The sequence below is a fragment of the Variovorax sp. UMC13 genome, from assembly GCF_014170375.1.
Classification (GTDB): domain Bacteria; phylum Pseudomonadota; class Gammaproteobacteria; order Burkholderiales; family Burkholderiaceae_C; genus Variovorax.
The window spans coordinates 371,938-384,822 of record NZ_LZZW01000003.1 but is presented as its reverse complement, the minus strand read 5'-3'; the positions used below and the strand labels follow the sequence as shown (position 1 = coordinate 384,822).

Annotated in this window: 18 protein-coding genes; 8 read left to right on the top strand and 10 right to left on the bottom strand. The window is 69.9% G+C overall.

Going from position 1 to position 12,885, the window contains the following annotated elements:
- Positions 1-8: 8 nt before the first annotated feature.
- Positions 9-926 (bottom strand): LysR substrate-binding domain-containing protein, encoded by a 918-nt coding sequence (locus A9977_RS02545; protein ID WP_183023283.1) that lies wholly within the window; start codon positions 924-926, stop codon positions 9-11.
- A gap of 109 nt (positions 927-1,035) precedes the next feature.
- Between A9977_RS02545 and A9977_RS02540 the strand changes: the two genes are divergently transcribed.
- Positions 1,036-2,349, top strand: coding sequence for an MFS transporter (locus A9977_RS02540; protein WP_183023282.1), 1,314 nt, complete (start codon positions 1,036-1,038; stop codon positions 2,347-2,349).
- A gap of 38 nt (positions 2,350-2,387) precedes the next feature.
- Entirely contained in the window at positions 2,388-3,479 is a 1,092-nt protein-coding gene (locus A9977_RS02535; protein WP_183023281.1) for a M14 family metallopeptidase, read from the top strand.
- A gap of 3 nt (positions 3,480-3,482) precedes the next feature.
- Here A9977_RS02535 and A9977_RS02530 read toward each other — a convergent pair whose 3' ends face one another.
- On the bottom strand, positions 3,483-3,896 hold the full coding sequence (locus tag A9977_RS02530; protein WP_183023280.1) for a hypothetical protein: 414 nt from the start codon (positions 3,894-3,896) through the stop codon (positions 3,483-3,485).
- 99 nt (positions 3,897-3,995) lie between these two features.
- Here A9977_RS02530 and A9977_RS02525 point away from each other — a divergent pair, with 99 nt between their 5' ends.
- A complete protein-coding gene (locus A9977_RS02525; protein ID WP_183023279.1) occupies positions 3,996-4,700 on the top strand; it encodes a riboflavin synthase subunit alpha in 705 nt (234 codons plus the stop codon).
- A 34-nt stretch (positions 4,701-4,734) separates the two neighbouring features.
- The gene (locus tag A9977_RS02520; RefSeq protein ID WP_183023278.1) at positions 4,735-4,953 is read left to right on the top strand and encodes a hypothetical protein; all 219 of its coding nucleotides are present in this window, start codon (positions 4,735-4,737) and stop codon (positions 4,951-4,953) included.
- Here A9977_RS02520 and A9977_RS02515 read toward each other — a convergent pair.
- Together A9977_RS02515 and A9977_RS02510 are read right to left on the bottom strand one after the other, a co-directional pair.
- On the bottom strand, positions 4,950-5,852 hold the full coding sequence (locus A9977_RS02515; RefSeq protein WP_183023277.1) for a DUF808 domain-containing protein: 903 nt from the start codon (positions 5,850-5,852) through the stop codon (positions 4,950-4,952). The genes A9977_RS02520 and A9977_RS02515 overlap by 4 nt on opposite strands.
- A gap of 126 nt (positions 5,853-5,978) precedes the next feature.
- The gene (locus A9977_RS02510) at positions 5,979-6,497 is read right to left on the bottom strand and encodes a GNAT family N-acetyltransferase (protein WP_183023276.1); all 519 of its coding nucleotides are present in this window, start codon (positions 6,495-6,497) and stop codon (positions 5,979-5,981) included.
- Positions 6,498-6,587: 90 nt separating this feature from the next.
- On the opposite strand from A9977_RS02510, the gene A9977_RS02505 reads away from it, so the two are divergent.
- Genes A9977_RS02505 through A9977_RS02495 form a run of 3 tightly spaced genes read left to right on the top strand, consistent with a single transcriptional unit; the run spans position 6,588 to position 7,311 of the window.
- Positions 6,588-6,734: a hypothetical protein gene (locus A9977_RS02505; RefSeq protein ID WP_183023275.1), complete on the top strand. Its 147-nt coding sequence runs from the start codon at positions 6,588-6,590 to the stop codon at positions 6,732-6,734.
- Positions 6,731-7,015 carry a VF530 family DNA-binding protein gene (locus tag A9977_RS02500; protein WP_183023274.1) on the top strand — a complete coding sequence of 95 codons (285 nt, stop codon included), beginning with the start codon at positions 6,731-6,733 and terminating at the stop codon, positions 7,013-7,015. Before A9977_RS02505 ends, A9977_RS02500 begins: the two co-directional genes overlap by 4 nt.
- Before the next feature lie 5 nt (positions 7,016-7,020).
- Complete coding sequence (locus A9977_RS02495; RefSeq protein WP_183023273.1) at positions 7,021-7,311, top strand: 2Fe-2S iron-sulfur cluster-binding protein; 291 nt, start codon at positions 7,021-7,023, stop codon at positions 7,309-7,311.
- A gap of 13 nt (positions 7,312-7,324) precedes the next feature.
- Here the strand turns inward: A9977_RS02495 and A9977_RS02490 are convergent, their stop codons facing one another.
- The 3 genes from A9977_RS02490 to A9977_RS02480 form a co-directional block, all read right to left on the bottom strand.
- Positions 7,325-7,972 carry an RES family NAD+ phosphorylase gene (locus A9977_RS02490; RefSeq protein WP_183023272.1) on the bottom strand — a complete coding sequence of 216 codons (648 nt, stop codon included), beginning with the start codon at positions 7,970-7,972 and terminating at the stop codon, positions 7,325-7,327.
- Positions 7,969-8,640, bottom strand: a complete 672-nt coding sequence (locus tag A9977_RS02485) for a hypothetical protein (RefSeq protein ID WP_183023271.1) — start codon at positions 8,638-8,640, stop codon at positions 7,969-7,971. Before A9977_RS02485 ends, A9977_RS02490 begins: the two co-directional genes overlap by 4 nt.
- An 87-nt stretch (positions 8,641-8,727) precedes the next feature.
- Complete coding sequence (locus A9977_RS02480; RefSeq protein WP_183023367.1) at positions 8,728-9,912, bottom strand: MFS transporter; 1,185 nt, start codon at positions 9,910-9,912, stop codon at positions 8,728-8,730.
- A gap of 97 nt (positions 9,913-10,009) precedes the next feature.
- Between A9977_RS02480 and A9977_RS02475 the strand changes: the two genes are divergently transcribed.
- Entirely contained in the window at positions 10,010-10,672 is a 663-nt protein-coding gene (locus tag A9977_RS02475; protein ID WP_183023270.1) for an RluA family pseudouridine synthase, read from the top strand.
- 13 nt (positions 10,673-10,685) lie between these two features.
- On the opposite strand, the gene A9977_RS02470 is transcribed toward A9977_RS02475, so the two are convergent.
- The 3 genes from A9977_RS02470 to A9977_RS02460 all read right to left on the bottom strand — a co-directional run bounded on the left by A9977_RS02470 (position 10,686) and on the right by A9977_RS02460 (position 12,277).
- Positions 10,686-11,126 carry a universal stress protein gene (locus A9977_RS02470; protein ID WP_183023269.1) on the bottom strand — a complete coding sequence of 147 codons (441 nt, stop codon included), beginning with the start codon at positions 11,124-11,126 and terminating at the stop codon, positions 10,686-10,688.
- 129 nt (positions 11,127-11,255) lie between these two features.
- The gene (locus A9977_RS02465) at positions 11,256-11,999 is read right to left on the bottom strand and encodes a 2OG-Fe dioxygenase family protein (protein ID WP_183023268.1); all 744 of its coding nucleotides are present in this window, start codon (positions 11,997-11,999) and stop codon (positions 11,256-11,258) included.
- Entirely contained in the window at positions 11,996-12,277 is a 282-nt protein-coding gene (locus A9977_RS02460) for a DUF427 domain-containing protein (protein ID WP_183023267.1), read from the bottom strand. The genes A9977_RS02465 and A9977_RS02460 overlap by 4 nt, the downstream gene beginning before the upstream one ends.
- Between the last annotated feature and the right edge of the window lie 608 nt (positions 12,278-12,885).

Below are 12,885 nucleotides of genomic sequence, written 5' to 3'. Positions count from 1 at the left end.
CGGCCGGTTCAGGCCGCGTCGGAAGGCCGCAGGTCAAGTGCGGCCGAGGCCTGCGCGATGCACTCTGCGAAGAGCTGCGCGGCCGGCGTCTGCGCCCGGCCACGCCGCTGCAGCACGCACACCCGCAGCATGGGCATCGCATCCTCGACCTCGATGCGTCGGATGCCGTGCCGCGCAAAGGCCAGCTGCGCGAGCGGCTCGACGAACAGACCCACCAGGTCCATGTGGCCGACCAGCGCCAGCGCCACGGTCACCGACTGCCCCTGGATCACGCGCGCCGGCGCGTCGAGGCCGTGCGGCGCGAACAGCGGCAGCACCGACGTGCGGCCCATGTCGCCATCACCCGGCAGCACCCACTCGGCGTCGTGCAGTTCCTTGAGGGTGCGCGCATGGCGCAAGGGGTGGCGCTGCCGCGCCCCGACCACCAGCCGTACCGCGAACAGCTCGAAGCTCTCGAACTGCGGGTCGAGCGTGCCGGGCACCACATGCGCCACCGCGAAGTCGAGCCGCCCGTCGCGCAGGCCGTCGAGCATCGAGGGCAGCACCGCTTCGCTGAAGCGCACCTCCACGGCCGGCAGCTTCTCATGGAAGGTCTTGAAGGCGGCCGGCAGCACGGTCAGCGCGAAGGAGGTGCTGACCGCGACCGACACGGTGCCGGTCGCGCCGTCGCGGATCTGCGCGATCTCGTCGCGCGCGCGCCGCATGTCCTCGAGCAGCAGCCGCGCACGCGGCGCGAAGGCCTCGCCGAACTGCGTGAGCCGCACGCCCTTCACGCTGCGCTCGACCAGCGGCGCGCCGACCTCGCGCTCGAGCTCGCGCACGATCTTGGTCACGGCAGGCTGCGACAGGCCCAGCACGCGCGCCGCCCCGCGGATGCTCATCTGCTCGACCACGGCCACGAAGGCGTGAAGCTGGTTGGGTTTCAAGGGTGTGCCGTCCTCATGACAACGAAAAGTTATCGTTCGACCCCGATTATTGTCTTTTCACGAGCGCCATCGCTCTCTAGCATCCGCGCCAAACAACACCCGGAGTCACATGCCTTCCTCGCCCGCCCACACCCGGCCCGGCCGTCGCAAGACGATCGTCGCGACCACCATCGGCAACGCCCTCGAGTTCTTCGACTTCACGGTCTACGGCTTCCTGGCCCTGACCATCGGCAAGCTCTTCTTCCCGACCTTCAATTCCTACGGCCAGCTGCTGCTGACGGTGGCGAGCTTCGGCGTCGGCTTCATCATGCGGCCGCTGGGCGGCATCGTGATCGGCGCCTATGCCGACCGCGCCGGGCGCAAGAAGGCCATGACGCTGACCATCTTCCTGATGGCGCTGGGCTGCCTGCTGATCGCCGCCGCGCCCACCTACGCCCAGATCGGCGTGGCCGCACCGCTGCTGATCGTGCTGGCCCGGCTGATCCAGGGCTTCTCGGCCGGCGGTGAAGTCGGCGCCTCCACCACCTTGCTGGTCGAGCACGCCACGCCGCAGAACCGCGGCTACATGGCGAGCTGGCAGTTCGCGAGCCAGGGCCTGGGCATCCTGCTGGGCGCGGTGGTGGTGGGCCTGCTGTCGTACACGCTCACGCCGCAGGCGATGGAAAGCTGGGGCTGGCGCGTGCCCTTCGTGATCGGCCTGGCGATCGCGCCGGTCGGCATGTACATCCGCCGCCACCTCGAGGAATCGCTGGAGGTCGCGCCCCCGCCGCCGGCCGGCACCAAGCGCGAAAGCAGCATCAGCGAGGTCTGCCGCCTGCACGGCCGCACCGTGCTCAACGCCATCCTGACCATGGTCGGCGGCACCGCGGCCGCCTACGTCGTGAGCTTCTACATGCCGACCTATGCGATCCGCGAGCTCGGCATGGCGCCGCCGGTGGCGCTGTTCGGCGCGGCCATCACCGGGCTGCTGTCCTTCGCCCTGGCGCCGCTGGTGGGCCTGTGGGCCGACAAGGTCGGGCGCAAGCCGCTGATCCTCTGGAGCCGCATCGCGCTGGCCATCATGATCTATCCGGGCTTCTACTGGCTCAACGCCTCGCCCACGCCGGCCGTGCTGTTCACCGTGGTCGGGCTGCTGAGCATCACGCTGGTGATCCAGAGCGTGCCCGGCATCACGATGCTGCCCGAGATGTTCCCCAAGCACGTGCGCGCCAGCGGCATGTCGCTGGTCTACAGCGTGGGCGTGGCGCTGTTCGGCGGCTTCTCGCCCTTCATCAGCACCTGGCTGCTCAACGCCACCGGCAACAAGCTCGCGCCGGCCTGGTACTTGCTCGCCATGACGCTGGTCTCGCTGATCGGCCTGTACAGCCTCAAGGACCACACCGGCCAGGACATCGACAAGGTCGCGCGCCCCGCGGCCGCCTGATCGCCTCTTCCGCGCTTCTTCGCACAAGGACACACCCCATGCACAGCACCCAAGCCACCCGTCATTTCTCCGGCACCTATGTCGAGGCGCGCCGCAAGTTCCTCGAGGCCGCGGCCGAGCGCCAGGCGGCGATCGAATCCTTCCCGCTCGAGGGCCACACCGGCGCCCTGGGCGAAACGCTGTCCACCGACACCGCCTACATCGGCGCGCCCAATGCCGAGAAGCTGCTGCTGGTGAGCTCCGGCACGCACGGCCCCGAGGGCTTCTGCGGCTCGGGCTGCCAGGTCGCGATGCTGCACGACACCGACCTGCTGGGCCGGTTGGAACGCGCCGGCGTGGCGCTGCTGCTGGTGCATGCGGTGAACCCGCACGGCTTCTCGCACCTGCACCGCACCAACGAGGACAACATCGACCTCAACCGCAACCACATCGACTTCACGCAGCCGCTGCCGGTGAACGCGGCCTACGCCGAGGTCGAGCCGCTGATCCTGCCGACGCAATGGCCGCCGACCGCCGCCGACGAAGCCGCCGTCGCGGCCTACATCGAGAAGCACGGCATGCGCGCCTACCGCGCGGCCGTGACCACCGGCCAGTACACCTCGCCGGACGGCGTGTTCTATGGCGGCACCGGCCCCTCCTGGAGCAACCGCACGATGCGCGCGATCCTGCGCAAGCACGGCGCCGCCGCCAGGCACATCGCCTGGATCGACGTGCACACCGGCCTGGGCCCCTACGGCCACGGCGAGAAGATCTACCCGGGCCGCCCGGCCGGCCTGCCACGGGCGCTGGCCTGGTGGGGCGCGGACGTGTTTGCACCCTTTGACGGCACCTCGGCCTCGGCCGACGTGACCGGCCCGGTGGTCTCGATCGTCTACGACGAATGCCCGCAGGCCGACACCGCCCTGATGGGCCTGGAGTTCGGCACCCTGCCCGACCTGGAAGTGCTCGACCGGCTGCGCGCCGACACCTGGCTGCGCCGCCATCCCGAGGCGCCCGCAACGCAGCAGCGCGCCATCCGGCGCGACGTGCGCGACGCCTTCTACTGCGACAACGACGAGTGGAAGGGCATGGTGCTGGGCCAGGCCCGCGCGGTCATGCTGCAGAGCCTGCAAGGCCTGCAGAAGGCCTGAGGTTCAGCGGCGCGCGGCCTGCCGGCACTGCTGCCGGTTGGCCTCGAAGCGCGGCGCCAGCCCGGGCTCGCATTCGCTGCCGTTGGGCATCAGCCTGCAGAGCCCGACGATCACGAAGTCGGACACCGCGTCGGTGCACATCCGGTAGCCGGCCAGCGCCGGACTGGCGTGCGACTTGAAGCCCCAGTCCTCGGAGAACGCGACGATGCGGCCCATGGCCGCCTCGAAGTAGTCGCGGTCGCGCTCGGCCACCGCGGCCGCCATCTTCGGCAATTCCTCGTCGAGAAAACCCGTCGCGGCCGCCGGGTACTGCGCGGGATCCGACTGGGCCGCGGCGCCGGCACAGGCCAGCGCGGTCGAGAGGGCCAGCATCAGCCGCGCAAGGGGTCGGATCAGGGGCATATCGGCTCGTGTCATGGCGTTGATTCTCGCCTGCCGAACAAGGGGAAATCGGCGCCGCACGAGGCCATGCCGCGCGCGCGGCTACGCTGTAGCCTTTGACCTGCAGCGAGACCCATGTTCACCGGCATCATCCAAGGCACCGCCACCCTCACGCACATCCTCGATCACGAGGGCATGCGCACCTTCACGCTGGCCTTTCCGCCCGGCTTCTGCACCGACCTGGCCATCGGCGCCAGCGTCTCGGTCGATGGGGTCTGCCTCACGGTGACCGAGTTGCTGTCGGCCGACACGGCCTCCTTCGACGTGATCCTCCAGAGCCTCAACGTGACAACACTGAGCGCCTATGCGGTCGGTGCCGTCGTCAACGTCGAGCGGGCCGCGAAGGACGGCGCCGAGATCGGCGGGCACCCGCTGTCGGGCCACATCGATTTCTCCGCCACCATCGAAGCGGTGCGCAGCTCCGACACCAACCGCGTGATGCGTGTCGCCATCCCGAGCGACTTCCGCAAGTACGTCTTTGCCAAGGGCTACATCGCGATCAACGGCGCGAGTCTGACGGTCTCCGAGGTGAACCGCGCCGAGGGCTGGTTCGAGGTCTGGCTGATCCCCGAGACGCGCCGCATGACGGTGTTCGAGCAGAAGCAGGCCGGCGACCGCCTCAACATCGAGATCGAGCGCGGCACGCAGGTGGTGGTCGACACGGTGCGCGAAGCGGTGCAGGAAAGCCTGGGCAAGCTGCAGCCGCTGCTCGAGGCCATCCTGAAGGAAAAGGGCCTGGTGCTCGAGGACCTGCTCGAGCTGCCGAAGCAGGTCCGTTGAGGGCGGCGGCGGCGCGGCCGCCTACACTCGCCCCATGGCTTCCAAACCCTCCCGTCAACCGCGCATGGTCGAACGCGGCATCCTCTGCCTGCTGATCGGCGTGGCCGTGATCGTCGCTCCCTATTTTCTTCCGCCCTCCGGCACGCGCGACATGATCGCCGGGGCCGTCGTGGTCGGCTGGTTCGCCGTCGTGCTGGGCGCGGCGCTCACCGTGGTCGCGCTGGTGCAGCGCGCCAAGGGCCGCGGCGGCTAGCCGCGCTTCAAGACCTTCTTCGCCACCTCGACCACCGCCAGCACCAGCGCGCCGACGACGATGCCGACGCCCGCGTTGGCGAGCATGCCGCCGACCGTGCCCAGCGTGTCGTTGGCGGCGGCCCAGGCCTCGACCGCATGGCCCAGCGCCGGCACGCCGTGCACCAGGATGCCGCCCCCGACCAGGAACATGGCGGCCGTGCCGGCCACCGACAGCGCGCGCATGAGCCAGGGCGCGAAGGCCAGGATGCCGCGGCCCAGCGCCTGCGAGGCCGCGCCCGCGCGCTGGCTCAGGTAGAGGCCGGCGTCGTCGAGCTTGACGATGCCCGCGACCAGGCCGTAGACGCCGACGGTCATCAGCAGCGCGATGCCGACCAGCACGCTGAGCTGGGTGCCGAAGGGCTGGCCCGCCACGGTGCCCAGCGTGATCACGATGATCTCGGCCGACAGGATGAAGTCGGTGCGGATCGCGCCCTTGACCTTGGCCTTCTCGGCCGCCGCCACGTCGACCGCGGGATCGGCCGTGCCCTGCGCGGGGCTTGCGGCCTCGTCGGCATGGTCGTCCTTGTGCAGGAACTTGTGGGCCAGCTTCTCGACGCCCTCGAAGCACAGGAAGGCGCCGCCGACCATCAGCAGCGGCGTGATGGCCCAGGGCAGGAAGCTGCCGATGAGCAGCGCGGCCGGCACCAGGATCGCCTTGTTGACGAAGGAGCCCTTGCACACCGCCCACACCACGGGCAGTTCGCGGTCGGCCTTGACGCCGGCCACCTGCTGCGCGTTGAGCGCCAGGTCGTCGCCCAGCACGCCGGCCGTCTTCTTGGCCGCCACCTTGGTCAGGATGGACACGTCGTCGAGCACCGTGGCGATGTCGTCGAGCAAAAGGAAGAGACTGGCGGCCATGGAGGAGGGTCGGAGCGGATGAAGCGCCGGAGCTTAGCCTGCCGCCGCGACGGGCCCGCGAAAAGACGTCGGCGGCCTACGCGCTGTCGCGCCCGTCCGGCAAGCCGGGGGCGGACGGGGGATGCGTCAGGCGACCGAGCGCTTGAGCCGGATCTCTTCGATCTTCACCGTGCCGATCGCGGTGGTCTTGGCGGTCTTCATCTCGCGCTTGAAGCCGGCCAGTTCGTGGAAGCGCATCGCGCGCTCGTTGCGCAGCGGCACCCAGATGGTGACGACCGTGCAGCCTTCTTCCTCCAGGCCTTCGCGGGCGGCGTCCCACAGCGCGACGCCGACGCCCTTGTCCCAATGGGCGGGCAGCACGTAGACGGCCCAGATCTCGCCGGTGGTCGAGGGGGTCTTGGGGTCGCGCGAGCGGTCGTAGCCGACGAAACCGACGACCTCGTCGCCCAGCACCGCGACCTGCACCTGGGGCTCGGCGAACTCGATGGCTTCGCGCCACTTGGCTTCGCGGGTGGCCGGGGCCAGCGCGTGCAGTTCCTCTTCGGGCAGGATGTCCTTGTAGGCGGCCCTGGCGGCGGCGGCATGGACTTCGGCGATGGCTTTGGCATCGCGCATCGTGGCGGGGCGGACTTCGTAGTGGGACATGAAATGCAGAGTTCTTCGATGGAACCGCCTATTGTCGCCGCGCCGCTAAACTCCCCGCCATATCAACCATTCTTCTGCGGAGAGTCCACCATGGCCAAAGGTCAGCAACGCGCCAACAAAGAGGCCAAGAAGCCCAAGAAAGACACCTCGCCGCCCAAGCCCATCTCGGCCGCTGGCGAGCCGATCCGGACCATCACCACCGCGGTGATCCCGCGCGGCAAGCTCAAGAACAAGTGACGTCTTCCGACGCCGCACCGCCGCCCGCGCCGGCCCAGCCGCGCAACCCGCTGCACGGCCTCACGCTCGAGGCCATCGTGCGGGCGCTGCAGGCGGAGTACGGCTGGCCCGGGCTCAACGAGCGCATCCCGCTGCGCTGCTTCGAGAGCGACCCGAGCGTCTCGTCCAGCCTCAAGTTCCTGCGCAAGACGCCCTGGGCGCGCGAGAAGGTCGAGAGCCTGTACCTGTTCATGCTGCGCGACCAGCGCCGGCAGCAGCAGCAAGGCGCGGCGCCGCGCTGAATTCCATGAAAGTGCGCATCGCGCCGGGCGGCTTCGAATTCGAGGCCGCGCCCGAGCAAACCCTGCTGCGCGCCGCCGATGCCGCCGGCATCGAACTGCCCAGTTCCTGCCGCAACGGCACCTGCCGCACCTGCATCTGCCTGCTGCGCGACGGCCAGGTGCGCCACACCATCGACTGGCCCGGCCTGAGCGCCGAGGAAAAGACCGAAGGCTGGATCCTGCCCTGCGTGGCGCAGCCGCTGTCGGACGTGACGCTCGAGGTGCCGCAGGCCTTCTCGGTGTTCGGCGACGCCTGACCGCCTGCGCGCTTCAGGACGCGTCAATGCCCGCGCGCAGGGCCGCCGCCAGGATCGCCTGGCGCAGGCCGTCGTTGCGCGCGAGCGGCCCGCCGATGCGCGTGCCCGCCAGCACGCCCTTGACGCGGTCGCCGAAGAGCACGACCGAGCGGTCGCGGTCGCGCTGGCGCGACATCCACACCAGCCCATCGACATCGGCGAACCGATGGTGCAGCGCCTGGGCCCAGGCCGCCGTCGCCGGGTAGTCGCGCGAGGGGCTGGCGATCAGCTCTTCCTTCGGCACCTTGATGCGGTGCAGCCCCTCGCTGGTGAGGTCGACCAGCCGCAGCGCACGCTGGGGCTGCAGCTGGCCGTGGCCGCGCTGGGCGAAGGCGTCGAGGTCCACGTACTTGTCGGGCGCATCGAAGGGCACGTCGTGGAACACCGTCTCGAAGATGGCGCAGTCCAGGGTCGCGCCACCATACAGGTACGGGACGAGCTTGCCCTTGGCGTCGCGGATCGGCGCGAAGCGCGTCGGCTTGCGCGGCACGCCGGCCGCATCGGCGCCCGGGTTGAAGCTCTCGGGCGCGAAGGCGGTGTCATGGATGACGTGGATCGTGTCACCCGCGGGCCAGTCTTCGAACAGGGGGTCCAGCGGCGCGGTCGGGACGCGGCAGCTCAAGCCGCGCTCCCCTCGGCGTCGCGCCGCGCGGCGGCGACCACGGCCTGCGGGTTGGTGCCCAGCAGGTCGACCGGCCGCGCGCTGCCGGGCAGGCCGCCGTTGTTCGAGGTGAACCACAGCGCCAGCTTCCAGCCGCCCTTGTGCGCGCCGAAGGCTTCGAGCACCTCGTGCACCGCCTTGATGGGCTTGTGGGCCTCGAACTGGAAGGCCGGATAGACATCGCGCTCGCGCGCCGTCTTGTCCGGATGCGGCACCGTGAACACCTGCCGGCGCTTGCGCCAGTTGTCGGCCAGCGCGGAGCGGTTGCCGGCCTGGGAGCCGTTGGCATCCGCCAGCTGCTCGGCCGTGAAGTGGCCGAACTCGTTGAGCACGCGCGCGTGGCGGGTGGCGAGCCGCCGGGCCATGTCCAGCTCGACCGCGCTGGGCACCAGCATGCGCTCGGCCATGAAGTCGACCACCTCCGCCATCTGCCGCTCGCGCACCGTCGTCATCTTCTCGACCAGCAGCCGGTCGAGCATCGACAGCGAGGCCAGCAACATGCTGGAGCTGGCGGCGTCCTTGACCTCGAGCAGGAAGGTCCGGCCCGGCGTGCGCCGGCCCGAGGCGTCGCGGTAGGGTTCCACGGAGAGCAGATCGCCCTGCAGCGTGGCGGATGCGGCTTTGGCCATGTTGTGGGCTCCTTTGATCTGATTGATGAGATTTTACGCCTTCAGGTCAATCAGATCAAACTCACCTCCTCGTGCCACCGGTCCAGGTCAGCGCGGCGGCGCGGACACCATCCGATCCCGCTTCGCCAGCGAGGGGAACAGCCGGAACCAGGCCAGCGCCACCACCATCGTGCCGGCCCCGCCCAGCACCACCGAGCCCACCGGCCCGAGCAGCGCGGCCGTGGCGCCCGATTCGAATTCGCCCAGCTGGTTGCTCGCGCCGATGAAGATCGAGCTCACGGCGCCGACCCGGCCGCGCATGTCGTCGGGAGTCTCGAGCTGCACCAGGGTCTGGCGGATCACCACGTTGACCATGTCGGCGCCGCCCGAGATCGCCAGCGCGATCAGCGAGACGGTGAAGCTGCGCGAAAGGCCGAACACCACCATGCAGAGCCCGAAGGCGCCGACCGCGAACAGCAGCGTGCGGCCGATGTGGCGCTCGATCGGCCGGCGCGTGAGCACGATCGAGGTGAGCAACGCGCCGACCGCCGGCGCGCTGCGCAGCAGGCCCATGCCCCAGGGCCCGGTGTGCAGGATGTCCTTCGCATAGATCGGCAGCAGCGCCACCGCCCCGCCCAGCAGCACCGCGAACAGGTCGAGCGAGATCGCGCCCAGCACCGGCTTGCGACGCCAGATGAAATCGACGCCCGCAAACACCGTGGCCAGCGTGACCGGCTCGCGCACCCGCACCGGCTGCACATAGCCCAGCCGCGCCACCAGCACGCAGCCGATCGCGAACAGCAGCACGCTGACGCCGTAGACCACGCCGGTGCCGGCCGCGAACAGCAGGCCGCCCAACGCCGGGCCGCCGATGACCGCGCCCTGCATGCCGGCCGAGCTGAAGGCCATGGCGCGCGGCAGCATCAGCGGCGGCACCAGCATCGGCGTGAGCGCCTGCTGGGCCGGCATCTGGAAGGCGCGCACCGCGCCCAGCACCACCGACAGCCCCAGCAGCAGCGCACGCGAATCGTGCTGCAGCAGATGCGCGCCCAGCAGCGTGGCGCCGACCGCCCCCTGCAGCGCCAGGCAGGCCGCCACGATGCGGCCCCGGTGGTGGCGGTCGACCACATGGCCCGCATAGAGCGCGAGCACCAGCGCGGGCACGAACTGGTAAAGCCCGACCAGGCCCAGGTCCCAGGCGCTGCCGGTCAGGTCGTACATGTGCCAGCCGATGGCCACCAGCAGCATCTGGCTCGCGGCCGTGCCGAACAGCCGTGCCACCCACAGCCGCATGAAGGGGCGCTCGCGCGTGAGGTCGGAAAAGGTCGGGGCGAACGGGGGATCGGAGGCGGGAGCGGCGGCGGACATTCGTTCGAGAATAGCCCAGCCCATGAAACCTTCGCTGCCGCTCAACCTGCCGCCCGAGCCCACGCTCGTTCACGAGGACCCGCACCTGCTGGTGCTCGACAAGCCCTCGGGCCTGCTGTGCGTGCCCGGCCGGGGCGAGGACAAGCAGGACTGCCTGAGCGCGCGCGCCCAGGCGCGCTGGCCCGAGGCGCTGGTGGCGCACCGGCTCGACATGGCGACCAGCGGCCTGGTGCTGATGGCGCGCAGCCCGGCGGTGCAGCGCGCGCTGGGCGATGCCTTTGCCGAACAGGCGGTCTGGAAGCGCTACGAGGCCGTCGTCGACGGCGTGCTGGCCGAGGACCCGCACTGGTCGGTGATCGACGCGCCCTTGATGGCCGACTGGCCGCGGCGCCCGCTGCAGAAGATCGACCCCGCAGGCAAGCCCAGCGTCACGCGCTGGAGGGTGCTGGAAGCGCTGCCTGCGCTGGGCGCGAGCCGGCTGCTGCTCGAGCCCCGCACCGGTCGCACGCACCAGCTGCGCGTGCACCTGGCGTCGATCGGCCATCCGATCCTGGGCGATGCGCTGTATGCCGACGCGGCGGTGCAGGCTCGCGCCTCAAGGCTGATGCTGCATGCCAGCGTGCTGCAGTTCCGCCATCCGGTCGATGGGCAGGCGCTGCGCTTCGAAAGCCCGGCGCCGTTCTGACGGCCCCCCTGGCTCAGGTGCCTTTGACCACCAGCACCGGCACGCGCGAATCCTGCAGCACGCGCTGCGTCACGCTGCCCAGCAGCAGCTTCTCGATGCCGGTGCGGCCGTGCGAGCCCATCACGATCAGGTCGACGCCCAGGGCATTGGCGGTGTCGACGATGCCTTCGTGCACCACATGGCCGTCGATCACGCGCTGGTCGCTGTGCAGGCCTTCGGCCGCCAGCGCCGCCACGCCGCGGGCCAGCGCCGCATTGGCGCTGGAGGTGGCCGCGGCCAGGTACTCGTTCTGGCCCAGCGCGTAGTCGGCGCCGACGCCGATGAAGGGGTAGTTGTCGATCACATGGATCAAGGTGATGCGACTGCCGAAGGCGAGCGCCAGTCCGCTGGCCTTGCTGACCGCGTACATCGATGTTTCGGAACCGTCGATCGGAACCAGGATGTGGTTAAACATGGCATGCCCTCGCTGCGTTCTTGGCTCGCGCGGAGCCGGGGTTGCAATTTAACCCGAGTGCGGCACTCGGGCTTGTAGGACGGGCGCGGCGACAGGCCGCGCCCCCCGCGCGTTCTGCCCGCGTCGCGCTCAATCGCCCTGGAAGGCGCCCGCGCGGCAGGTCACGACCAGCGTGTCGCGGTGGCCGCCCTCGCCTTCGGCCAGCGGCTGGATCGGCGTCGATTCGTGGATCACGCGCGCGTCGTCGAGCAGCAGCAGGGTCCAGGGCTCGGTCATGGTGAAGCGCTCGCCGCGCCGGCCATCGGCCTCGAACACGCGGGTCTCGCCGCCCTTGATGCCCTCGCGCCCGACCAGCATCACGGCCACCAGGTCGACCCCGTCGCGGTGCGCGCCCTCGGGCGTGGGCCGGCCGATGCCGTCGGCGGTGTCGATGCGGAACTGGTGCGCCTCGACGAACCAGCGCTGCGCGCCGCGCAGGTCGCTCGCGGCATCGGCGATGCGCATCATCAGCCGCTGCCAGGTCGGGCTCTCGACGGTCTCGGCCACCATGGGCGCGAACCAGCGCTGCATGCCGCCATGCAGCGCGTTGTACTCGACCGGCTGCCAGTGGGCGCGGTGCGGCACCGAGGCCAGCGACGGGCCCTCCACCTCGAAACAGGCGTGGCGCCGCTGCCGGTAGCGGCCGCCGTCCTTGAGGTACTCGTCGGGCGGCAGCGCATTCCAGTCGGCCTGCAGTGCATCGAGCGCCGACAACGGCAGGCCCAGCCATTCGGCCACGCCTTCGGGGCTCAGCACCCCGTAGCCCTGCGTGCGCAGGGCGGTGGCGAGTTCGGCGGGTGGGGTGGCGAGGGGTTGGAAGCTGGTCGCGCTCACGCTTCGACCTTCACGCCCTTCCAGAAGGCGACACGGTCCTTGATCTCTTCGGCTTCGGGCTTGGGGTCGGCGTAGTACCAGGCGGCGTCGGCATGCAGCTCGCCATTGACCAGCAGCGAGAAGTAGCTCGCCGAGCCCTTCCAGGGGCAGGTGGTCTTGTGGTTGCTGAAGGTCACGTAGTCGCGATTGAGCGCGCTCATCGGGAAATAGTGGTTGCCTTCGACGAGCACGGTGTCGTCGCTCTCGGCGATGGTGACGCCGTTCCAGGTTGCTTTCATGGTCTTGGTCTCTATGGGAGGGGTTGCGGGCGCGGGGCGTTGCGCTGCCGTATGGGGCGGTTGGTATTGTGACGCTGTGGCGACGGGGGTTTGCTTGTTCGACGGATCAACCCTTTGCGGGGGTCTGGGGCCGGGTCTCGCCCCGGCGGGCGACTCACTTTTCTTTGCTTCGCCAAAGAAAAGTAAGCAAAAGAAAGGCGACCCCACCGTCTGCGACCCTTCCGCTTCGCTCCAGGGCACCTTGCGGTGCTCACGTTTCGCGGGGTCTCGCTCGAACTCGCTTCGCTCAAACATGAGCGAGCCCTGATCCGCGAAACGCTCCGCTCCTCAGCACATCCAGAGGGGCTTGAAGACCGCTCGGGCCTTTGCTTCGCTCGGCCTCCAACACGCTGCAGGCGCGTGGCGCCTGCAGCGCTGGGGTTTGTTGTTCTTGTATTTCGTCGGGCCGAGCGAAGCGATGGCCCGTTCGTCTCCCCAATCCCTTCTGGCTGCGCCGAGGAGCGCAGCGGTTCGCGGATCAGGGCTCGCGATTGTCTGAGCGAAGCGAGTTCGAGCGAGACCCCGCGAACCGCGAGCACCGCAGGTTGCCCGCAGCGAAGCGGAGGGTC

Excerpts from the sequence above, each read along its gene's own strand:
- A9977_RS02540 (WP_183023282.1), top strand. The coding sequence starts at position 1,036 with ATGCCTTCCTCGCCCGCCCACACCCGGCCCGGCCGTCGCAAGACGATC.
- A9977_RS02535 (WP_183023281.1), top strand. The coding sequence starts at position 2,388 with ATGCACAGCACCCAAGCCACCCGTCATTTCTCCGGCACCTATGTCGAG.
- A9977_RS02530 (WP_183023280.1), bottom strand. The coding sequence starts at position 3,896 with ATGACACGAGCCGATATGCCCCTGATCCGACCCCTTGCGCGGCTGATG.
- A9977_RS02525 (WP_183023279.1), top strand. The coding sequence starts at position 3,996 with ATGTTCACCGGCATCATCCAAGGCACCGCCACCCTCACGCACATCCTC.
- A9977_RS02520 (WP_183023278.1), top strand. The coding sequence starts at position 4,735 with ATGGCTTCCAAACCCTCCCGTCAACCGCGCATGGTCGAACGCGGCATC.
- A9977_RS02515 (WP_183023277.1), bottom strand. The coding sequence starts at position 5,852 with ATGGCCGCCAGTCTCTTCCTTTTGCTCGACGACATCGCCACGGTGCTC.
- A9977_RS02510 (WP_183023276.1), bottom strand. The coding sequence starts at position 6,497 with ATGTCCCACTACGAAGTCCGCCCCGCCACGATGCGCGATGCCAAAGCC.
- A9977_RS02505 (WP_183023275.1), top strand. The coding sequence starts at position 6,588 with ATGGCCAAAGGTCAGCAACGCGCCAACAAAGAGGCCAAGAAGCCCAAG.
- A9977_RS02495 (WP_183023273.1), top strand. The coding sequence starts at position 7,021 with ATGAAAGTGCGCATCGCGCCGGGCGGCTTCGAATTCGAGGCCGCGCCC.
- A9977_RS02485 (WP_183023271.1), bottom strand. The coding sequence starts at position 8,640 with ATGGCCAAAGCCGCATCCGCCACGCTGCAGGGCGATCTGCTCTCCGTG.
- A9977_RS02480 (WP_183023367.1), bottom strand. The coding sequence starts at position 9,912 with ATGCGGCTGTGGGTGGCACGGCTGTTCGGCACGGCCGCGAGCCAGATG.
- A9977_RS02475 (WP_183023270.1), top strand. The coding sequence starts at position 10,010 with ATGAAACCTTCGCTGCCGCTCAACCTGCCGCCCGAGCCCACGCTCGTT.
- A9977_RS02470 (WP_183023269.1), bottom strand. The coding sequence starts at position 11,126 with ATGTTTAACCACATCCTGGTTCCGATCGACGGTTCCGAAACATCGATG.
- A9977_RS02460 (WP_183023267.1), bottom strand. The coding sequence starts at position 12,277 with ATGAAAGCAACCTGGAACGGCGTCACCATCGCCGAGAGCGACGACACC.